16 protein-coding genes are annotated in these 22,041 nt (G+C 57.9%); 4 read left to right on the top strand and 12 right to left on the bottom strand.

What is annotated here, in order from left to right; genetic code table 11:
* Window positions 1–19: 19 nt before the first annotated feature.
* From FHT28_RS17575 to FHT28_RS17565, 3 genes are all read right to left on the bottom strand, one after another.
* Entirely contained in the window at window positions 20–1,030 is a 1,011-nt protein-coding gene (locus FHT28_RS17575) for an OmpA family protein (protein WP_168596899.1), read from the bottom strand.
* Window positions 1,030–3,054 carry a hypothetical protein gene (locus tag FHT28_RS17570; RefSeq protein WP_348644996.1) on the bottom strand — a complete coding sequence of 675 codons (2,025 nt, stop codon included), beginning with the start codon at window positions 3,052–3,054 and terminating at the stop codon, window positions 1,030–1,032. The genes FHT28_RS17575 and FHT28_RS17570 overlap by 1 nt, the downstream gene beginning before the upstream one ends.
* Before the next feature lie 1,407 nt (window positions 3,055–4,461).
* Complete coding sequence (locus FHT28_RS17565; protein ID WP_168596898.1) at window positions 4,462–5,325, bottom strand: aldo/keto reductase; 864 nt, start codon at window positions 5,323–5,325, stop codon at window positions 4,462–4,464.
* An 837-nt stretch (window positions 5,326–6,162) separates the two neighbouring features.
* Between FHT28_RS17565 and FHT28_RS17560 the strand changes: the two genes are divergently transcribed.
* Window positions 6,163–8,313: a molybdopterin cofactor-binding domain-containing protein gene (locus FHT28_RS17560; protein ID WP_168596897.1), complete on the top strand. Its 2,151-nt coding sequence runs from the start codon at window positions 6,163–6,165 to the stop codon at window positions 8,311–8,313.
* 327 nt (window positions 8,314–8,640) lie between these two features.
* Entirely contained in the window at window positions 8,641–9,273 is a 633-nt protein-coding gene (locus FHT28_RS17555; RefSeq protein ID WP_168596896.1) for a glutathione S-transferase N-terminal domain-containing protein, read from the top strand.
* 69 nt (window positions 9,274–9,342) lie between these two features.
* Here FHT28_RS17555 and FHT28_RS17550 read toward each other — a convergent pair whose 3' ends face one another.
* From FHT28_RS17550 to FHT28_RS17530, 5 genes are all read right to left on the bottom strand, one after another.
* On the bottom strand, window positions 9,343–10,584 hold the full coding sequence (locus FHT28_RS17550; protein ID WP_246703092.1) for an MFS transporter: 1,242 nt from the start codon (window positions 10,582–10,584) through the stop codon (window positions 9,343–9,345).
* A gap of 66 nt (window positions 10,585–10,650) precedes the next feature.
* On the bottom strand, window positions 10,651–11,409 hold the full coding sequence (locus tag FHT28_RS17545; RefSeq protein WP_168596895.1) for an SDR family NAD(P)-dependent oxidoreductase: 759 nt from the start codon (window positions 11,407–11,409) through the stop codon (window positions 10,651–10,653).
* Window positions 11,410–11,606: 197 nt separating this feature from the next.
* On the bottom strand, window positions 11,607–12,569 hold the full coding sequence (locus FHT28_RS17540; protein WP_168596894.1) for a GlxA family transcriptional regulator: 963 nt from the start codon (window positions 12,567–12,569) through the stop codon (window positions 11,607–11,609).
* Window positions 12,570–12,726: 157 nt separating this feature from the next.
* Window positions 12,727–15,912, bottom strand: a complete 3,186-nt coding sequence (locus FHT28_RS17535) for a multidrug efflux RND transporter permease subunit (RefSeq protein WP_168596893.1) — start codon at window positions 15,910–15,912, stop codon at window positions 12,727–12,729.
* The gene (locus FHT28_RS17530) at window positions 15,909–17,045 is read right to left on the bottom strand and encodes an efflux RND transporter periplasmic adaptor subunit (protein WP_168596993.1); all 1,137 of its coding nucleotides are present in this window, start codon (window positions 17,043–17,045) and stop codon (window positions 15,909–15,911) included. Before FHT28_RS17530 ends, FHT28_RS17535 begins: the two co-directional genes overlap by 4 nt.
* A 242-nt stretch (window positions 17,046–17,287) precedes the next feature.
* Here FHT28_RS17530 and FHT28_RS17525 point away from each other — a divergent pair, with 242 nt between their 5' ends.
* Window positions 17,288–17,473: a hypothetical protein gene (locus tag FHT28_RS17525; protein ID WP_168596892.1), complete on the top strand. Its 186-nt coding sequence runs from the start codon at window positions 17,288–17,290 to the stop codon at window positions 17,471–17,473.
* Between the two features lie 104 nt (window positions 17,474–17,577).
* Window positions 17,578–19,263: an FAD-dependent oxidoreductase gene (locus tag FHT28_RS17520; RefSeq protein WP_168596891.1), complete on the top strand. Its 1,686-nt coding sequence runs from the start codon at window positions 17,578–17,580 to the stop codon at window positions 19,261–19,263.
* 131 nt (window positions 19,264–19,394) lie between these two features.
* On the opposite strand, the gene FHT28_RS17515 is transcribed toward FHT28_RS17520, so the two are convergent.
* From FHT28_RS17515 to FHT28_RS17500, 4 genes are all read right to left on the bottom strand, one after another.
* Window positions 19,395–19,742, bottom strand: a complete 348-nt coding sequence (locus tag FHT28_RS17515) for a hypothetical protein (protein ID WP_168596890.1) — start codon at window positions 19,740–19,742, stop codon at window positions 19,395–19,397.
* A gap of 1 nt (window position 19,743) precedes the next feature.
* The gene (locus FHT28_RS17510; protein WP_168596889.1) at window positions 19,744–20,112 is read right to left on the bottom strand and encodes a hypothetical protein; all 369 of its coding nucleotides are present in this window, start codon (window positions 20,110–20,112) and stop codon (window positions 19,744–19,746) included.
* Between the two features lie 232 nt (window positions 20,113–20,344).
* On the bottom strand, window positions 20,345–21,064 hold the full coding sequence (locus tag FHT28_RS17505; protein WP_168596888.1) for a hypothetical protein: 720 nt from the start codon (window positions 21,062–21,064) through the stop codon (window positions 20,345–20,347).
* Between the two features lie 24 nt (window positions 21,065–21,088).
* Window positions 21,089–21,919 (bottom strand): alpha/beta hydrolase, encoded by an 831-nt coding sequence (locus tag FHT28_RS17500; RefSeq protein ID WP_168596887.1) that lies wholly within the window; start codon window positions 21,917–21,919, stop codon window positions 21,089–21,091.
* Between the last annotated feature and the right edge of the window lie 122 nt (window positions 21,920–22,041).

Here is a 22,041-nt window from a genome sequence, read left to right as displayed (position 1 = left end):
AGGAGTTTGTCTCGGAGGCTCAGTTTTCAATCCCCTCCATGTTACCGATGGCCAGGGCTTTCCTGATCCTTTCGACGTCTTCGGAGCGTCCGGGAGTGTACATGATGATGCGGATGTCGACGCGGCGGTTGGTGTCGCGGCCCGCCTTCGTTGCATTGTCGGCGACAGGTCGCATCTGGCCGTAGCCGGCGACGGATAGAACGGGCTGTCTGCGGAGGTTCTGGAAATCGATGAGCCCGGGCTCGCTCTCCGTCATCGCGATGAACGTCGAGTTCGCGCGGTTGGTCGACAGTGTCAGATTGCCAATGGGCTGGCCCGTGCCGTCGGTGTGCCCCTCGATCTGTAAAGCTTCAATCACGACGCCGCCAGGATTACAGTGATCATTCCAGGAAGAGCGCTGGCCGACGGTGTAGCAGGGCAGGATCTCCGACAAGCGCTTCGCAACGCTCGTCACTATCTGTTTGCGGTCTGGCCTTAGCTCGAAAGAATTCGTCGCGAAAAGCCCATCTCCCTGAAAGCGCAGGGCATCCGATTGTTCGCTCAGTTCAACCTTCAGATCCGGAAAATCGATATTGAGCTGTATCTTCAACTTTTCGAGGATCCGGCGGCGCTCCTCACGGGCATCGGCAAGATATGCTTCGAGCGGATCCGCGACATTCAATTTCGCTTCGAGTTCTTTGATTTTCGCCACCAGTTGGGCGATCTCGGCTTGAAGATCGGCAATCAGCTGCTTCTGGGCATCGATCGTCGAGTCCCGCGCTTTTACGAGGTCTGTCAATTCCTGGATGCGAACGTCTTTTTCGAGGATCACTTTCTGCAGATCCTCAACCTTCGCTTCGGCGGCTTTCCGAGCATCCTGTTCAGCCACAAGCTGGCTGCGCGGAACCTTGTCGGTTTCGCTGTACTGGCTGGCGAAGAACGCGAGCAACAGCATGACAATGAAAAGGAAGCTGACCGTCATGTCGGTCATCGACACGAATGCGCTTTCTTCCTCTTCCTCTTGATGGCTCCTCCTAACGCTGCCGCGCATCATGCTCTCCTGGATTGCGGCGAGAATTCTTCCATCTGGGCGACGATGCTGCTCATGGTATCGAGTGCCGGACTTAGCCGTTCCTGGATGTCGCGCACATGAGCGAACATACCTTCCACGGCTTTCGCGACCTGATCGGCGTAGGTCTCGAACGCTCGGCCCAGCTTCTCGTCCATGTCGTCCAGCCTGTCTCCCTGGCCTTTCATCCTTTCGACCACGTTGGAGATCCCGGCAAGCGCGGCTTCGATCGATCGTGCCTCGCTGCCGAGGATCATCCGTGCACTTTCAAGCGCGTTCGCGGCCGATTGCGCGGTCGTCTCCGCGGCTTCCGAAACAGTCGTAGCAGTATCCCGCGTGGTTTCGGCCAAGTGGCGCAGCGACGTTTCCATGCGTTCGGAGATCGTCCGGATTGGCATTGCGGCTGCCATCAGATCGCCCGAAGCGCTCTTGAAGTTCGCGGCAGCGTCGGACGAAGCGTCCGCGCCCGCGCGTACGCCATCAGACATGCGTCTAAGGTCAGAGCTTCCTTGTTGAAGCTTTGTCACCATGTCTCCCAGCTGCTGGGCAATCCTCTCCATCGGAGAAATCACTTCCCTGGCCGCCTTTTCGGAAAGCTCTGCGGCAACGCGGGCAATGTCCGAGCTGGTTCTGGCGAACGCGTCGGCCACACCCTGGCCCACGGTTCCGATAATGCCACTCGCCTGATCGGTCGCCGCCTGCATACGTGCGTGTGCGGCCTCGGTCCCGTCTTTTGCGGCGGCTTCAATTTCCTGGCGGAACGCCGCTGCCGACCTCCGCATATCTTCCGCGGCCGCGGACATTGCCCGTGCGCTTTCGCCTGTGTTGTCGCGGATGCCTTCGAGCGTCTGGTTCATGACAGCCAAGAGCCTCTCCGCGCCCTCGGTGAACGCGCCGCCCGTACTCTCGGCTGTTGCGGACATCGATGCGCGAAGATCGTCGACCGCCTGGGCGACACGCGCGGCAACGGTTTCCATTTCGCTGCCCATCCGGCCCGAACTTATGTCCATGCGTTCTGCCAGGCGGCCGATCTGCGATCCTGCATCTGAGATGCGTTGTGCCGCTTCGGATAACGCGATCCCGACCTTGTCGGTCAACTGGGTCGAAAGGCCCGAAACGAGATCACCGACGCCCTCGGCTCCCATTCTGCCGACACGGTCCATCAGGGGATCCATCGCCTTGCTGATGGAATTGGAGATAGCGGCAGGAAGCTCTTCGCGGAGAGGGCGGCCTATTTCCGCGACCAGTTCCATGCCGATCAGACGGAAATGCTCACGCTGCTCGCGGGTGGCTCTCAATTGTTCTGCAGCCAGCTCTTCCAAGCTGATGTAGGTCAGCTTGTCTTCAATGGCTCGACAAAGGTCATGCAGCCCTTTGTCGACCCGCCCATAGAAGCTTCGGAACACCAGCGTGAAGACGATAGAGCAAAACAGGCCTGTTAGCGACATGATGAATTTGGCCGAGGCGATCTGAAGAAGCGTCGCCATCGTGTGGCTATTGATCTCGCTCGCTGACATCGTGTGCAGCGCGGAGATCAGGCCGAGGAATGTGAGAAATAATCCACCCGTCACAAAGAGGCTGGGAGCGATGCGCCACATACCAGGACCGAAATCGAGATCCTCCGGGTTCATGAAGACAGACGGACGGACGGCGTTCCGTAGAACAACAACGCCATCTTCTTCATGCGCGACGAAGGTCTCTCGGTACTCAGCCCATGCCGTTGCCAAATGACGCCGGGAGCCTGATCGGCCTACGCCTGCTTTGATAGTGTCCGACAGCTGTTCGATGTCCGCACTAAAATCCCGGCTGGTAGTCTTGCCTTTGATCAACAGGGTCAACCAACGGATAGCGCGCAACTGTCGGCCCGTCCGGCTCCAAAACGCTCCGGCGGCCCAAATCAGGATCAGGACAAGCACCAAGGCCACCAGACCCGGCACCCACTCCTGCGTAAGCATTCCCGCGACCTGAAGGATCAGGTCGCGAACGAACATTCCGATTGAAATCACCGTACTCAAGATAATTGCCCCTGCGCCCTTGACTTGCAGACTACCTTTGACGAATGGCTATCGAAGGTTGATCGATTGGAAAAGCCTCGGTATCGCGCCTTTGCACAGAAATGCTAAGATTCCCGATCCAAAAGACAAAAACTGCGGCAATTCCGCGGCGTATCCAGCGCCTCGAAGCGTTAAGTCGCGTGTCAGCGCCAACCCCCGATCATCGTTGGGCGGATTCCATCGCACTCATGCATCAGCTCTGACATTAGTATCAGTAGTTTGACAACTGGTTTATGAACGGAGCCTTTTGCAATCTAAGTTTGGGTGGGTGCGGCGGCTGGACTACCTACAATACTCAGTCGGGGAAACGTCATTGGTAGGCTGCGAGGGAGGTCGAAGCCGGACTCGCCGCAAGACGCCCATGCCATGCATGGAGAGGGGCTCTACGGGCTCCTCGAAAGAACTCCACCTTGAAGGTCTTGCTCGCTGCGATAACTTGGCGAGGTCAACCGCCATAGGATGACGGAAGGAAACGAAACGGTCGTCCCCCGTAAACCTGCCGTTAGCCGAACTTGGCTGCGAGTGATCGCGTCAACTAAATCGCAGACCTACGCAATGCAAAGGCCGGAAATGCGCCCACCTGCATGATGATTTCAGCATTTATTTTGTTTGAGCCTTATCGGCCAGGCCGGGGGAGTGTTTGAGCTGCCAACGCTAAACTCGTGTGTTTTAGGAGGGCCACCCACGTCGACATTTCAGTGATTGCTAACCACAGTTGGTTCGAACTTTCTCCCGTTCGGTCCACCAATTTTCAGATCACACCGAAGAAGCGATTTTAAGCTCTGAGATCGCCACGCTGAACGAGGTTCTGGACCAATAGTGTCATTGGACTAGCTTTCATCCACAACGAGACGACAATGCTCTGCATCTGGAACTACGACGACAAGCTACATTCCGGGAACTTTGCCACCATGGCGAAGCAGGAATGGGGAGTGGCACTTCGCGTTCTCCAAAATGCTACGAGTTGAGTTAGGTCAGGTCAACGCCGCACATTCGGCATCAATTGGCCCGCCGGATTAGTTTTTCAAAGATATCTGCGCAAAGCCGCCGAGTTGTGGGGCAGTGTGATCATCGGGTTTTGAGTTAGAGAGATTTCCACCGGTTAGCGGGCTAGTGGGCGAATACCGCTTTAGAGGCGAGTTCGAGTTGCGTGTCGATACCGCCCTGCAATTCGTTTCGTGTCAAGGGGCTCCACACGTCCGGCGTTACACCCACGCCTTCGAACCGGCGACCATCGGGAAAATACTCGCGCGTGGTGAACACCCTGTCGAGTCGATTGTCATGATAAACCTGTATTGCGCGTTTGAGTGAGATCGCCGACGCGTTATTCGCGATGGCAGGGCATAGAACGCTCGTTAGTCAACGGACGCTTTGGTCCAGCTCGTGGAATTCGTCGGCGGAGAGCTGGATGCGGGCGGCAGCCACATTCTGCTCGAGGTGGGTTACCTTCGAGGTCCCGGGAATGGGCAGCATAACCGGGCTGCGCTTGAGCATCCACGCGAGGGCGATCTGTCCCGGTGTCGCGGCATGCTGTTTTGCGAGGGAGTCGAGAACGCCTCCCGGGCGGGCGAGATCGCCCGCGGCCAGCGGAAACCACGGAATGAAGCCGATCCCATTCTGTTCGCAGTAGTCGAGGACGTCCTCGCTTCCTCTGTCGACGAGATTGTAGCGGTTCTGCACGGTTGCAACCTTGAAATATCGGGAAGCGATTTCGATCTCGGAGATCGACACCTCGCTGAGGCCCGCGTTGGCGATCACGCCTTCGTCGAGGAGTTGCCGAATCGCCGCGAACTGATCCTGCATGGGGACACGCGGATCGATCCGATGAAGTTGCCAAAGGCCGATTCGCTCTACGCCGAGCTTCTTGAGGCTGCCCTTGGCCCGTTCGATCAGGTATTCCGGTCTGCCGTGAGGTACCCACTGATCGGGGCCTGGTCGACGAAGTCCCGCTTTGGTGGCGACTAGGATATCTTTCCGGCCTACCAGAGCTTTTCCGATCAGTTCTTCGGCGACGTCCGGGCCATAGGAATCGGCGGTGTCGATGAAGTTAATGCCGAGCTCTGGAGCGCGGCGCAGAGTGGCCAGCGCCTGCTCGATATCCGCCGGGGGTCCCCAGACACCGCGGCCGGTGAGCCGCATGGAACCGAACCCAAGCCTGTTGATTGTGTAGTCGCCAACTTTGAAGGTTCCTGAGAAGCTTTCGATCGTGTTGGTGGCGTCCATTTCCAAACTCCCTGTTTTCGACGGCATGCCTCGACTGTCACGTTTTGGTCTACCAGCGGCTATTGCCAGTTCATCGTGTGGGAGCAGACTACGACGAGGCTGATGTTGATTATTGTATCATCGCGCACGGCGCACTTTTCCGAAATTATGTAGCAAATGCCACCAGACGGCTTAGGATGTCGATTGGGCCGTTATTGTTAGGGGCGAGCAAGTGCCGGACAAGACCGCATTAGATTCCCCGTGTTGGTTTTCACGCGGAACTGAGCCGGTTAGGCGCACCGGCTCAGTTCCGCGTGAAAACCAACATTCCCCGGAGAGGAAGCGCCAAGCCGCCGCGGCGCGCGCCCGTTTTGAGAAAGCCACATTGGAAATAGCCTCGGAGCACCGTTTCGGCGGACCCAATGCGGAAATCACAGAGATCGAGATAATGGAAGAAGCCACTCAGCTCGTAAGGGAAGCTCGAGAGGGCGAATAACAATCTGGCGCTTATGACATTTGCTACATAACTCCGCACTTTCCCGCCTCTAGGCTTCCTTGCGCGTGCTCAGAGCTCACATGACCAGCTCCTGCAGACATTTAGCAACGCATAACCGGGCAGATCGTTTCAGCGGAGTCCTGGATCGGATGCCGGTTCCAACAATCACTTGGTAAGATGCGCCTGTGGCCGAGACTGCTTCCGATTGGAAGGCTTTTTTAAGTTCTCGCCGTTGCTGCCGGATCGTTCAAGAAACCCATTCGATACGGAGGCAAGTTCTCGGATCGAAGTTCACAGATTTTGTCTGTCCGGAATGTGGGCTTCCTTGTCAGATCCATGGTGCCGGACCGGAGAAGAGAGCGATGATCAACAATTTGCACTCGCGACGGAATTTCTTGAGGGGTACGGTTTTGGCCACGGGTGGATTGGTGCTTTCGGTCCAGCTGCCGCGCTTCGGGCGAGCCGCAGCCGCCGCCGGTCAGGAGAACCAGAAATCGTTCTTCCCGAATGCGTTCATCAAGATCGATGATGACGGCATCACTCTGATCATGGCTCATCATGAGGTCGGTCAGGGCATCTTTACGTCCAGCGCTATGCTAATGGCAGAAGAACTCGAGGTCGGACTTGATCAGGTCAAGCTCCAAGCCGCGCCTCCAGACCTCTCGAAATATCTCGATCCGCTTCTCTTCGACCAGTCAACTGGTGGTTCGACGTCGACGAGGGCCGACTGGATGCGCTTGAGGCAAGCTGGGGCGGCCGCGCGGACGATGCTGATTCAGGCCGCCGCTTCCGATTGGTCGGTGCCGGCCTTCGAATGTCGTGTCGATCTAGGTGTGGTCCATCACGATGCCACCGGACGATCCATGACCTACCTCGAGGCCGCGCCCAAAGCTGCGGCGTTGCCAGTTCCTGAAAACGTTGTGCTGAAGGAGCCCTCTGAATTCAGGGTGATCGGCACCCGCGCCAAACGCCTCGATACCCCACATAAGGTGAACGGCAGCGCTATCTACGGGATAGATATCATCATTCCCAATATGAAATTTGCGACCCTGGCCATCAGCCCGGTAGTCGGAGGGCGCATCTTGAAGATGAATGAAAATGCGGCTCGATCAGTGAAAGGCGTCCGCGATATCGTCAAGCTGCCGGATGCTGTGGCCGTAATCGGCGATCATATGTGGGCCGCTAAGGCAGGCGTCGATGCACTTGAGATCGAGTGGGAGGCCGGAGCCAATGGATCGATGAACCTCAATTCGATCGTCAAGAAGCTGGCACAGGCGTCGCAGCAACAGGGTGTGATCATCCGGAACGACAAGGATGCCGCCGCGGTGATCTCGAATGCAGCGGTGAAGCTTTCCGCTGTCTATGAATCGCCCTTTCTGTCCCATTCGCCGCTGGAACCGCTCAATTGCACGCTTCACATTCAGGACCACAAGGCAGAGATGTGGGTCGGCACACAAGTTCCAGTCCGGGCACAGAAGGCAGTCGCCGAAGCAACAGGGTTGCCGCAGGAAAGCGTAGTTGTGAACAATCAGCTGATCGGCGGGGCGTTCGGGCGTCGCCTTGATGTGGATTCGATCGAACTCGCCGCCCGGCTTCTCAAGGATATCCGGTATCCGGTGAAGCTCGTCTGGACCCGAGAACAGGACATGACGCACGATTACTACCGCCCCTATTATTATGACAGGGTCGCGGCAGGACTGGACGAGGATGGTCGGCTCATTGGGCGAACGCACCGTGTGACAGGATCCTCGATCTTTGCACGCTACGCGCCCGCTGCCTTCATCAAGGGCGTCGATCCTGATGCCATCGAGTGCGCCTCGGAGACGCCCTACGACGAGGACGCGGTTTTCGTGGATTATGTCCGCAACGAGCCCGACGGCGTCAATACGAGCTGGTGGCGTGGAGTTGGTCCGTCGCACAATCTCTTCGTAGTTGAAAGCTTCGTGGATGAAATGGCCGCGGCGATAAATCAGGATCCCGTTGAATTCAGACGCAGGATGCTGACCAAAAACCCGCGCGCGCTGGCGGTCCTGAACGAGGCGGCGGAGAAGGCGGGCTGGGGCGAAAAGCTTCCAGCCGGAAGAGGCCGGGGGGTCTCCCTTCAGGTGGCGTTCGGAAGCTATCTCGCACACGTCCTCGATATCGAGATTACGAAAGAAGAAGTGAAGCTTCTTCGATCGGTCATCGCGGTCGATTGTGGTATGACGATCAACCCCGATACCGTAGAAGCCCAGATGCAGGGAGGTGTGATTTTCGGGCTGAGCAGCGCCATGTACAATCAGGTCACCTTCACCGAAGGGGCGGTCGACCAGACCAATTTCGATATGTACCGTGCGCTCCGGATCAACGAGATCCCCAAGATCGAAATCTATCACATCAAGAGCCAGGAGAGCCCGGGCGGCGTGGGTGAGGCCGCAACGGCTGCTGCCGCAGGTGCGCTCGCGAACGCCATCTTTGCGGCATCCGGAAAACGCATCCGTTCGCTGCCACTCGCGGAGGCAGCTCTGAGCTAACAACGGGAACTGAGAGACGGCGTTGGCTCAACTGTGATCGCGCGACGTCTCTTGGCTCAAACGAAAACAGACCGCTATCGGTCATGTGAATCGGCAGCTGACCAAAAAGTGGGTCATGCCGTCTCCGGCAGGGGACCACCTGGTCGATACAGAGCGTCGTTCGCAGTTCGTAAGTGCAATCTCTTTCCGGTCCGGAGTTCGGCTGGAAATCGCCGACGACTGCCGTGGAAGTCGGGAAACCCCATGGTTCTGTCGCAAAAATCAACCGGCGTAAAATTCACACCGGATACCGTTGTCTAACCTCTCACCTTCAATCGAGATCATGCAATGAAACTTTACACGCATCCCGGGGCAAGCTCGCTCTCCGTCCACATCCTTTTGCGCGAGACGGGTCTACCTTTCGACCTCGAGGTGATCAATGTCACTGCCAAAGTTCGCGCGGATGGTTCCGACTACTGGACGGTCGCCCAGCGGGGAATGGTACCGCTTCTGGAACTAGAAAACGGCGAGATGCTGACCGAGAACCTCGTGATCGCTCAGTACCTCTGTGATCTCGCTGGGCGTCGTGACCTTATGCCGGAACCGGGCACCATGCCGCGCTACCGTGTCATGGAGTGGCAGAGCTACGTGGCGGCGGAACTGCACAAGAGCTTCGTCCCGATGTTCTGGCCGATCGAAGACGAAATGCGGACGCTCGTCTTGCAGCGTATCCGTAGCCGCCTCGGGTTCCTTAACGAGAGCCTCAAAGGCCCGTTCCTGACCGGGGAAACCTTCACGGCCGCCGATGCGTATCTCTTTGTGATTGGGAGCTGGACGAGGCACTTCGGTATCGCGACCGATGAGTATCCACGAGTGAGGAATTTGCTCAAACTTGTATCTGAGAGGCAGTCGGTACGAGATGCATTGAACGCAGAGGGGCACGGGCTCGTAGTTATCGACGATCCCGATCCGATGCCGTAATACGCGAATGACGAAAAGCTCGGCGGCGATGTTCGACATCGCCGCCGAGCATTCAAGGGTTGTTTGTGCTCAAACCCCTTGGCGCTTGAAGCGCCGGTCAAGGAGCAGCGCGATTATTTCAGCTGCACCTGCTGCCACTCCGATGAGCCAGATGTCGCCGGCACCAACGATGGCCGCTCCTATAGCGCTTCCGATAGAGAAACCCAGATACATCGTCGAGGTATTCAACGAGAGAGATACCGATGCCTGGGACGGTGACGAGGCCTGGATGAGACGCGCCATTTGCGCCGGGAAGAAGGACCAGACGCTGAAACCCCACGCGGCGATCGCAACAAGAGTTGGAACTAATGCAGCTGTTGGCGTCAAGCCCGTCACTGCGGCAAGTGCAACGAAGGAGAGCGCCAGAAGGATCAGTGAAGCTGTAGCAACCTTTCGCGAGCCGAACCGGTCGTTTAGCGCTCCGCCTGTGGTTACTCCAACGGCAGCGGCGATTCCCCACATTGAAACGGTTGCGGCGATGCCGGTCACTCCGAAGCCAAGCTCAGATTTCAAATAGGGCGCTATGTAAGGGTACGCAGTATAGGCCCCGAGAGACCAGAACAGGGTGACTGCGAGTAGCTCAAGTATCGCCGTCTGGCGGACAACACTGACCCGTTCGGAAAGGCTGGCAACGGTCATACCGTCTCCCACCTGACGGCGTATGCCCGCCAGAATGCCGATGATCGCAATGAGGCCCATAAACGCAACAGCTAGGAACGTGGCACGCCAACCAAACGCATGGCCAACCAGCGCGCCGAGGGGCAGACCAAGTGCAATCGCGATGGTCATTCCGCCGCTGACAATCGCCAGGGCACGGCCGCGTCTATGCGGACCAGCGATGGCACCCGCGAGCGCATTGGCACTTGGGACGTAAAGACCCGATGCCACCGCCATCAGGACGCGCGCTACGAGTAGAGTGCTAAAGGTAGAAGAGAACGCAGCGGCAAGATTACCAGCAGTGAACAACGTCATCGCCACGATCAGCGTGTCTCGGCGATTCATGCGTCCGGTGGCGACGGTCGTGATCGGCGAGCTGATGGCCAGGACGAGCGTAAATACGACGACCAGCATGGCGGTCGTCGAAATACTCATCCCCAGATCGTCGGCGATGGTTGGTAGAAGAGGCGCAATCATGAAGCCTTCGGTGCCGATGGCAAAGGTACCGAGAGCGAGGAAATAAGCTGGGACCAAGGAGGGTGCCGACGTTTCCGCGTTCTGCGCGACGTCGTCACTCGACAACCTGGTGTCTTTGGATTTCAGTCGATTTGACATGACGGATTCCCTGCGCAATTTGCCTCCCGGCCGTAGACCGGAAGGCAATGCCGCGATTTTGGAGGCTTAGACTGGGATCGGGTTCGCCGCCAAGGATTCATTGAATCCATGGACGAAGGCATGCTCGTTGTTCCCCGGGTTGTCACGAAGGGCTGCAATTTCCTCGACGTAAACTTCTGGGGCGTCCGTCTCGAGACCCTTCATCGTCTTTTCAATGAAAACATCCAGCGGCATCGCGCGCGGATCGCCGCTCTTTTTGACCAGGTCCGTATCGACCCATGGCGGAGCGATTTCCTGGACCCGTACATTGGTGTCGCGAAGCATGAACCGCTGCGAAAGCGAGTATGAATGAAGGGCTGCCTTTGTCGCTGAATAGACCGCATTCGAAGCGAGCGGCACGAATGCGAGCACCGATGTGTTATTGATGATCGTCGCCTCGGGCTGCGCCTTCAGGTGCTCGACGAGCGCGGAGGTCATACGGATCGGGCCAAGCAGGTTCGTGTCAATGATGCGACGTGATACTTCGTCGTCAACCAGGCCGGAAGCATCGTCGAACGGCATGATGCCCGCGTTGTTGACCAAGACGTTCAGCTTGGGATACTCGGCGATCAGCTTCCTGGCGACGCGATGGATGTCGTTGATGTCGTTGATGTCGAGCTCGACGCCATCGATCCCTGGGTTTGCCGCGGAGACTTCGTCGAGCAAGGCCTTGCGGCGGCCTGCGATGATGACCTTGTTTCCAAGCTTGTGGAAGGCTTCCGCCAGCCCGCGGCCGATGCCGGAAGTTCCGCCCGTAATGAAGATCGTGTTACCTGTCGTTTTCATGGATCGCTCCTGTTCGTTGAGAGACGCGCGTATTTCTAGGCGTATCGGCTCGGCTTCGATTGGAGGATCATGTCCCAAAATGCGATCGTCTCAAATGTCAAGGAAACGGCATTTTAGGACATTATTTGGTCGTCAGCTTGGCGATGGCTTCATCCATTCGTTGAGAGGCTCTTAGGGTCGCAGCACGTCCGAGGACGTCAGCTCTCCACATTCTCCAGTCTAGCACCTCCGATCATTTTAAGCGTGCGACGAACGGCTTGAGGCGGCTGTCCGAATGAGCGAAGAAACGCGCGGCGCATACGGTCCCGATCAGCGAAACCTGTGTCGCGTGCCACGATTTCAACGGGATGGGTTCCGTCTTCGAGCATTGCTTTTGCTGCCTCGAGTCGGAGTCGCTCGACGGCTTTTGCCGGAGAATGCCCCGTTTCGTCACGGAACAGCCGACTGAACTGGCGGGGGCTCAGATTCGCGGTATCCGCAAGCTCTTCGACGCTCAAAGGATTTCGAAGATGCTCCTTGGCATAGATGAGCGCCTTTCGGATGCGGTCGGAGCGCGGTTCCAGTTCGAGTAGAGCCGAGAACTGGGACTGCCCGCCCGGCCTCCTGTGATAGACGACAAGTTTGCGAGCAACCGTCTTCGAAAGCGCGGCCCCATAGTCGTCCTCGATGAGCGCCAAAGTCAGGTCGATAGCGGCACTCATTCCGGCTGATGTCCAGATGTTCTCGTCGCGGACGAAGATACGGTCTTCGTCGACATGAACTTGTGGGAACTTCCGCTGTAGATCGCGTGCGTGTGCCCAATGGGTCGTGGCGAGCCGGCCATCGAGCAGGCCCGCTTCGGCCAGGAGGAAGGCTCCCGTGCAGACTCCCGCAACACGCCTGCTTTCCGTGGCAGCATTGACGATGTATTGCCGAAGTGTCGGTGAGGGCGCACGCGGAACCAGCTCGCCGACGACCATCAATGTATCGGGATACTCTTCCAGCTTCTTGGTCTGGATGCCGATGCTCAAGGACGACCTGACCGTTCCGCCCTTTTCAGACATCACCGTCAGCTTATAGGCCTCTTCGCCCAGTTCCTGGTTTGCGAATTCGAACGCCGACAGCGCCGCCAGTCCCATGACCTGGAAACCATTCTCAAGAATGAAACCCACGCTGCGCATAGTCCTGATTACTCCTGCTGTTTTCAGTGCAATGCCGAATGCGGCACTGCCGACGTTGCTTCCTATCGGAGACGCCGGCAGACCTTGTCTATATGGATTGGCGATATTGCGATTGCCACCGCGGCTTCCGGCTCGCGATGGCTTCGATCGGAGAAGGTTACTCAGCCGCCTGTTTCGTCTCCTGCACCCACTCGTCCTCGACGTGCTTCCTCGGCACATATCGTGACCGCAACAGCACGTAAAACACCGGAGTCAGGAACAGGCCGAATAGCGTGACTCCGATCATGCCGCTGAACACGGCGGTGCCGAGCGAGCGCCTCATCTCGGCTCCCGGGCCCTCGGCGATCGCGAGTGGCAAGACGCCGAAGATGAATGCGAGTGCCGTCATGAGGATCGGGCGCAGACGCAGATGGCAGGCTTCGATCGCTGCTTCCACTGCGGTCTTTCCCGCGTCTTGTGCCTGGCGCGCGAATTCCACGATCAGGATGGCGTTCTTCGCCGCCAGGCCGATCAGAACCACGAAGCCGATCTGCGTGAGAATGTTGTTGTCCATTCCCCTCAAATAGACCCCGAAAAGCGCACCCAGCACCGCCAGCGGAACGATGAGGATGATTGCCGCCGGCAGGATCCAGCTCTCATATTGTGCGGACAGCGCGAGAAATACGAAGACTACCGACAGCGCGAAGATATAGACAGCGCTGCCTCCAGCGTGGGTTTCCTGGTAGGACAGTTCAGTCCACTCGTACGTCGTACCTGGTGGTAGCGTCTTTGCGGCAAGCTGCTGCATTTTTGCGATCGCCTCGCCCGTGGAAACGCCAGGAGCGGCGTTGCCCTGGAGAGGGACAGAGACATACATGTTGTAGCGCTGGACGAGCGTCGGGCCGCTTGTCTCCCTGATATTCGCAAGCGTTCCTAACGGAACAAGGGCTCCAGTCGCGGATTTGACCTTGAGATCGAGCATGTCGTCGCGTTCGAGGCGGAACTGTTTGTCCGCCTGGGCACGGACTTGATAGACTCTTCCGAACGCGTTGAAGTCGTTGACGTAGGCGACGCCCAGATTGCTGGAGAGAGTGTCGAAGATATTGGGGATCGGAACGTTCAGATACTGTGCCCTGTCTCTGTCGATATCCAGGAAATACTCCGGGCTAGATTCCGAGAAGGTGGTGAAGACCCCGGTGAGACCTGGCGTCCGGTTCGCTTCGACCATCATCTGCTGAGCCAGGCCGAGGACGCGCGTCATGTTCGAGTTGTCCTGATCCATAATTTGCATCTTGAAGCCGCCCGAATTGCCGATGCCCTGAACAGGTGGAGGGGGGATGGCAATGATGAAGGCCTCATCGACGCTCTGCAGGTTCTTATAGAGCGCCCGGATAATCTTTTCGGACGTGTCCCCGGTCGCCAGCCGCTCCTCGAACGGCTTGAATGGTGTGAAAATCACGCCAGCGTTCGAAGCGTTCGTGAAGGTTGCACCGTTGAAACCTGCGAATTGCACCGCATTGGCGACACCAGGCGTGTCCTTGGCGATATTTCCGGCCTTCTTGATCACCGCATCGGTGCGGTCGAGGGATGCGCCTTCCGGAAGCTGGACGACCACGATCGCATAACCCTGGTCCATAATCGGAATAAAGCCGCTCGGCACCTTGGTGTTGAGGAACCAGGTTGCTCCGAGGAGGGCGACGAAGACGACAACGGCACAGCTTAGACCGGTTTTCGAGCTGACGATGCTTCGGACGATTGCGGAGTAGCCGTAGCTGAGTTTGTCGAAGCAGTGATTGAATATCTCGGCACACCATTTCCCCAGTCTCGCCAGAAGGTTCGTCTTCGTCTCCGAGTGACCGTGAGCGCGCAGGACGATCGCGGCAATGGCCGGTGACAGGGTCAGTGAGTTGAGTGCCGAAATTGCGGTCGCGATCGAGATCGTCACAGCAAATTGCCTGTAAAACTGGCCCGCGATTCCCGGAATGAAGGCCGTCGGTACGAACACGGCGATGAGAACGAGCGATATGGCGATGACCGCCGTACCCACTTCATCCATCGTAACGTGCGCCGCACGGCGGGGCGACATTCCGCTCGCAAGATTGCGCTCGACGTTCTCCACCACGACGATCGCGTCGTCCACCACGATACCGATTGCGAGCACCAGACCGAAGAGAGTGAGCATGTTCAGGGACATGCCGAATGCCGCAAGGAAGGCGAAAGTACCGACAAGCGAAACCGGGATCGCGACGATCGGCACGATCGCGGTCCTCCACGACTGCAGGAATATGAGAACGACGATGGCGACGAGCACGATCGCTTCGCCGATCGTCCTGTAGACCTCGTTGATCGAATCCGACACGAAAGCCGTGGTGTCATAGATGATCCGATACTCCAGACCGGGCGGAAACTGGCCGGAGAGGTCTTTCATGATCGATTTGATCTGCGCAGCTGTCTGCAGCGCGTTCGTACCGGGCCGCGCGAAAATGCCCATGCCGACCGCGGGCTGGTTGTTCACGTAGGAGTTCGTCACGTAGTCCCGCGCGCCGAGCTCGACCCTGGCAACGTCTTCGAGTTTGACGAGCCTGCCGTCAGGCGTTGACTTCACGATGACGTAGCGGAACTGCCGGGCATCCTGGAATCGACCGTCCGTGCGCACGGTATATTGGAACGGGTTCTCCCTTGCTGTGGGTGGAGCCCCGATGGAGCCGCCGGAAACCTGGACGTTCTGATCGCGCAGAGCGTTCACGACATCGGTTGCTGTCATTCCATATGAAGACAGCTTCTCCGGGTCGAGCCAGATCCGCATGGAATATTGCCGTTCGCCGAAGATCTGGATATCGCCCACGCCCTGCAGGCGGACGAGCACATCCCTGACGCGGTTTCGCGCGTAATTGGACGTATAGAGCTGGTCGTAGCGACCATTCGGCGAGAGCAGATGCACGACCATGAGGAGGTCGGGTGAGCTTTTCGTGGTGGTGACGCCGAGGCGCTGCACTTCCTGCGGCAGTCGAGGAAGGGCGACGGCTACGCGGTTCTGCACAAGGACCTGCGCCTTGTCGAGGTCGGTTCCCAGGGCGAACGTGATCGTGAGCGTCGTTGCTCCGTCCGCGCTCGAATAGGACGACATATAAAGCATGTCCTCGACGCCGTTCACTTCTTGCTCGATCGGCGACGAAACGGTGTCGGCGATCGTCTGCGAGTCGGCCCCGGGGTAGGAGGTCCTGACGACGATGGTGGGAGGTGCGATCTCTGGATACTGGGAGACGGGAAGTTCGAAGTAGGCGATCGTTCCGACGATCATCAGGACAAGCGATATCACGCAGGCGAAGATCGGACGGGAAATAAAGAAGTGAGCGAATCTCATTGGCCGACCTCCGTTGCCGGAGCGGCTTCCGGTGCGGAGCCGACTGGGTCCTTGTTTTCCGGGGGCAGCGTTGTTTCCTTGGGATCGACCTTCATGCCGGGGTGCACACGCACCACGCCTCTCACAACGATGGACTCGCTTCCGTCAAGGCCGCTGCGGATGACACGGTAACCGAATATTCGCGGGCCGGGCCGGATGGCCTTCGTACTGACCGTATTGTCTTTCCCGACAACAAAAACGACCCGCTCATCCTGGTCCGAGCTGATAGCCTCGTCAGGGATGAGAATAGCCTGATAGGAATTCGATCCCTCGAGCTCGACCCTGCCGAATAGCCCCGGCTGCAACGCGAAATCCGGATTTGCGAACCGGGCGCGAGCGCGAAGCGTGCCTGTCTGGGGATCGACGCGGTTTTCGGCGAAATCCAGGATTCCTTGGAATTTGGTGCGGTTGCGATCACCGAGGGTGACGGAGACCTTGAGGCCACCGCCGCCGCTCTGCAGGACTTCGCCGTTTTTGCGTGCCGTTTCGGCGTAGTTCAGCAGCCTGCGCTCATCAATGTCGAAATAGAAGTCGATCGGATCCAGCATGACGATGGAAGTCAGTAGCGTCTGGTCGGCTTGCACGAGATTGCCCACCGAGATCTGATGGCGATCGATCCTGCCACCGAGGGGTGCTGTGATCCGGCTGTATGTCAGATCAAGGTTCGCGCGGTCGAATGCCGCCTGCGAACCCTGCACACTCGCTAGCGCCGAGTCCAGCGCACGCCGGCGGTCGTCCAGAGTGGATATCGTCTGGCTTCCGGACTTCACCAGCGAATTGACGCGATCGAATTCCGCTTGCGCATAGGTAAGGCCTGCATTGGCGACGGCGAGGTTTGCGCGCGCTTGATTAAGCGCAGTCACGAAGGGACGCTGGTCTATCTCGAAGAGCTGATCTCCCTCCTTGACGAGTTGACCGTCCTTGAAGTTGATCGCCTGCAAGTATCCGCCTACGCGCGCCCGGATTTGGACTTCTTCGGCCGCCTGAAAACGGCCGATGAATTCATCGCGGTCTACGACATCGCGCAGCACTGGCTTGGCCACGACGACCGTCGGCGCGGTACCTGTTTCCTGAGCAACTCCGACCGAAGTCAAAGCGACGCTACAAGCGAGGAGCCAAAGTGAAAATGGAATAGAGCGGTACTTCATCAAAGCCCCCTGTGGTGTTGCGGAAAAGCGCGTCACAGGCCAACGCCGATGCTGCACGTCCGAAAAGAGTGCCGGAGGCGAGCAAAAAACGATTGTAAGATCGGTCCTCCCCGAGGGAACCCGATCGTCCAATATCGACGTCGGTATGATCACTAGGAAACCTCTGATACGAAAGGAGCTCGGGATCGATGAACAAGAAGCTTGAGGTCAGCAAAGAGCCTCTTCGGGACGGTATTGAAACTCTGCCGGAGCTGTCGGACATCACCCTCGAAGTAGGAGACGCACCTGCTTCTCCCGCGGACGCACTTCTCGACGAAGCACTCGAGGAAAGTTTCCCGGCGAGCGATCCTCCGGCGTCAGGCAAGATGGAATGACCGAGAGCTAGGCCGCCGTCCGAGCTTCAAATATTGGTCGAGTGTTTTCGAAGGCGTGGCACGTCGTCCGCGGCCTCACTGCTGGTGGACAAAAGGAATGGACCATGGATAGCGGTTCCCGCGACTATCAGAGATTTCCGACGCTCACTCCTTTGCAGGTAGAGACAGCCCGCAGATTCGCCAGTGAGGGGCCGCTTTCATTCAATCCTGGCCAAGAGATATTTCCTGTTGGCGAGGGGAACGCGCCGGCCTTTCTGGTTCTCGAAGGGCGGATCGATGCGTTTCGGCACGATGGCTTTCGCGGGGATCAGGCTGCCGCTACTCATAAGGCCGGTCAGTTCTCGGGCGAAATCAACCAGCTATCGGGCCGTCCCTCATTGGCGGGCCTTAGGGCCGGTCCAGATGGCTGTGTGGCCATTCCATTTGATGCGGCACATTTGCGAGCACTCATCATCGGGTCCGCGGAAGTCGGCGAGACTGTTATGCGCGCCTACATACTTCGTCGCGTCGCCTACCTTGATACTGGTCTGGGCGGCTCCATCCTGGTCGGGACATCGAGTGATCCGTCCCTACTGCGCCTTCAGGGCTTTCTCGCCAGCAACGGATACCCCCACACGGTCCTCGATGCCGCGTCGAACGAGGAAGGGCTGGTTCTCGTCGAGCGACTCGGCATATCGCAGAGCGAACTGCCGCTAATGATTTGCCCAAGCGGCACGGTGCTCAGAAACCCGACGGAAGGGGAGGCGGCGGCATGCCTCGGCATCACGCCTGAGCTCGATCCGGAGATATTGTATGACGTTGCGATCGTGGGAGCAGGGCCGGCAGGTTTGGCAACCTCGGTCTACGCGGCCTCCGAAGGCCTGCGGTCGATTGTTATCGACCAACGCGCGATCGGCGGACAGGCGGGAAGTTCATCCCGTATCGAGAATTACCTCGGCTTTCCGACTGGAATTTCCGGAGCTGCACTTGCGGGGCGGGCCTTCAGCCAAGCGCTCAAATTCGGAGTAGAGGTTGCGTTGCCGCTGAAGGTCAGGGAACTGACGGCCCCCGAAATATCTCGTGTACGGTCAGCACCCATATCGCTGAAACTCGAAGATGGGCAGTCAATTCGTGCAAAGTCGCTCGTGATTGCCTCCGGTGCGCGGTATCGCACGCCAGAGATCGATGGCTTGCAGAAGATACAGGATTCCACTGTTTCGTACTGGGCCTCCGCGCTAGAGGCCAAGCTTTGCGAGAACTCGGACGTTGCCCTTATCGGAGGTGGAAATTCAGCTGGCCAGGCGGTCGTGTTCCTCGCGCCACGCGTCAAGCGACTGCACATGATCGTTCGCCGCGATCTCTCCGAGACGATGTCGTCATATCTCATCGAACGGATTGCGGCGTTGCCTAATGTCGAAATACATCTCGGCTACGAACTAGTCTCGGTCAGGAGGGACGATGGGCCAAATGTCTCAGGCGTCTTGCAGCATAAGAAATCGATGCAGACGAGAGCCTGTGATTTCGACCACCTCTTCCTGTTCGCCGGAGCCGACCCCAACACGAGTTGGACTGGCGGAAAAATAGACACTGATAACAACGGCTTTGTGCTTACAGGCAGAGGGTTTGCTGAAGACCTCTCGTCTTCCCTCGGGCGGCAATCGTTCGCCCTGGAGACGAGCATACCCAACATCTTCGCAATCGGAGATGTGCGCGCCGGCTCGACCAAAAGAGTTGCCGCAGCCGTGGGCGAGGGGGCCGCGGTCGTCAGCCAGATACATCAGGCGCTGAAGTTTCTCGACGTCACGGGTTGACGGAAGCAGGCGCAGGCACAGTAAGGGCTATTGGAGGAAACGCGTTTATCCACGACATCATGTATTTCATAGCGAGAGACGAAACCCGGCCCGGATGGAGCAGGCGAAACGGACGTCGTACACTCCCTATGCTAACGTACTAGAAAATGGGCTATTTGCTCTTCGAGCACTCGCCACCATCCCCATCCAATGTAGGCGATGACGGCCGTGAGGATTGCGCCGGCGATCGAGTTGAGACGCCTTAAAGGCGACAGCGACAACTCCGTCTCGAGCGCGCTCGGCTCGAAGATCGAAGGAAGTGGCATTTCGGCGACAGGAGAGAGCGCTCTCCTAAGTGCGTCGGCGTGGCGCTCGTAAGCCCCGACCCGTTGCGCAGTCGTCAGGTCATCGTACAGGTATTGTTTCACAGCGCGATTGCGCTCCTCGGGAAGGGAGTGGTCGATGTACAGCTGGATTTCGATTTCAGTTATGGTTGGCATATTATTTGATGCTCCTGAGATGTGTGCCCTTGTGTGCGCTCGCCCGTAGCGGAATCTCGACGAACTCCCTCAGTCGCTCTCTCGCGAGAGGGAGTTCGTTGATTACGAAGCTGTGGGGTATGCCCAAGGCGCTCCCGACTTCCTGGAAAGTCAGCTGTTCGACTGAAGTGAGCAGGATCATGCTTCGGTCGAGTGCGGTCAATCTTCTCAGGGTGCACGCGATCCCGGTATCATTCTCCGGCATCTGTTGGCTCTCGACTTCGTCGATGATCGCGACATCGCTTTCCGCAAGACTATGGATCAGACCGTAGCCTTCGATCCTGAGGTCGCCGAAGCCGAGGAACATCCATCGTGCTTTCAGCTTTTTCAATGCAATCATCACCAGTGCATCGGCCGACCCAATGTCCGCCGCATGCCCGCTTGCGAACCTTCGAAAGGCTGGACGTGCGGCAACACGTTTCTCGTGAACTCTTTCATGAACGCGGCTAGTCTATGTTTCAGGTCTATTTCGGTGGGATTTCAAGCAATTCCGGTCTTGGAAGCGGGGCAACGAGCCCCGCTAGCGTTATAGGGCGCGGGTGGTTGCCCGCGCGCCCGCTACCTCACGAAAGATGTATGTCCGAAAGATCGATCGATACTACGAGCGGTTCCGGCATTGACTTGCCGTCAGGCTGTCTGGGGAAAATGCGCCGTTCGGTCGGGAACATCAGTCCCTGAACTTCCTTGTAGCCGCCGATGTAGTGGGCACCCGGAGTGTTTCCCGCAATCTCAACGTCGTAGTCGTGCCGCTTGAGGAGACCGCTGTCGTCCACGTAGAGCGTCTGGACGGTGCTGTGCGTTGCGATATTGGCGGGGAACGTGACCTTCAAACGCTGCCACGTCTCTCCGCTTTCCGTCCACTCGCCGACATCCTCACTTTCGACCCCGGGCGCTGCCAGCAGGAACGGCATGTTGAAGTAAGTCCACATTGCGATGCCTGCGAAATAGGCAAGTTGTAGGTCGGACCAAGGAGTTTCCAGCGTGTGGCCGGTGAACGACGTGCGGGGATGCTTGAGCTCTTCGAGGACCTTCCCATGTGCATCCTTGATCTGGACCAGATCAGGCTCGAACCGCGTCACTTTTCCTTCGGCGCTGAAGGGGTCGTGGGAAGCCCACTCCTCGCCGAGGCCGACCGAGACGTTGGTTACGTCAAGCTGGCCGGAATGCCCCTTGAGCGGCCACATGACGCCACCTTGCTTGAGGTGGGCTGTGAGACGTGTGTACTTCTGCCAGGTTTCCAGGCCACCATGAGCGGCAATAATTTTCTCGACGAGGGAGTGCATTTATCTTCTCCGTAGTTGTTTTGTTTAGCTGTTTAAAAAGTGCTGGACGTGCGCGACGAACGTTTGGGGATACTGGAAAAGTGCGCCGTGACCGGAATCAGGGTATAGAACGAGCGTGGCGTTCGGCATGTTCTTGAACATCTCGTACGCGTTGATGGAAGGAAACATCGTATCGCTGCTGCCATGTACGATGAGCGTTGGCTGCTTGATCGCCTTCAACGATTTGTGGTCGGGGTCTTTGTCAGCGCACCATCCGATGATGGAGGCTGCCTGCGGATTGCTGACGGAATCCGAACTTTCCGGATCGCGCTGATGTGTCCGAACAACGGCACGATTGATGAATGCCTGTCCAGCAGCCTGGCTTGCTTCCGACGGAGTGAAGAAGAGGGGAAGGCGGACGTCCTCGGCATTTCGCGCGAATGCTTCCTCGACGACCTGCATCAGGTGCTCTTCGCCGCCCTTGGGCGCTGTGCCTGCGAGTACGATCTTGCGGACCTTGACGGCCGGGCGAGCAGCCATAAGCTGTGCGATGAACCCGCCGAGGGAGAAGCCGAGAAGATCAACCTCCTCGTAACCGAGCGCCGCGATGAAGCTCTCGGCATCCGTGGTCATCTGATCGACCGTGTCGGGAGTCTTGCCTCCCGATGTTCCGACGCCGGCGTTATTGAAAACAATTACGGGCCGATTCACCGCGAGAGCGTTCACTACGGCCGGATCCCATGAATCCATCGTTCCGGTGAAATGCTGCAAAAAAACCAGGGGGGTCCCGGTTTCACGGCCTAGCCGACGGTACGCATAGCGAATTCCGTAGGCTTCGACATATCTTGTTTCGGCTTCCTCAAGTTTGACGGACATCAGGCATCCTTTCCTTGTCATCACGTCCATGTTGGTGTGAAGGAAAGTGCCGATTAAGGTGCCGTTATGCGAGTTAATCGGTGTTAAGTTGGTTTATCGCTCGAAACAGAAGTCCCGCCCGC

It is taken from the genome of Rhizobium sp. SG570, from assembly GCF_012275345.1.
In the GTDB taxonomy this organism is placed as follows: Bacteria; Pseudomonadota; Alphaproteobacteria; order Rhizobiales; family Rhizobiaceae; genus Rhizobium; species Rhizobium lusitanum.
Note: the sequence above shows the minus strand (reverse complement) of the source record. Positions and strands in the feature narration are given on the sequence as shown.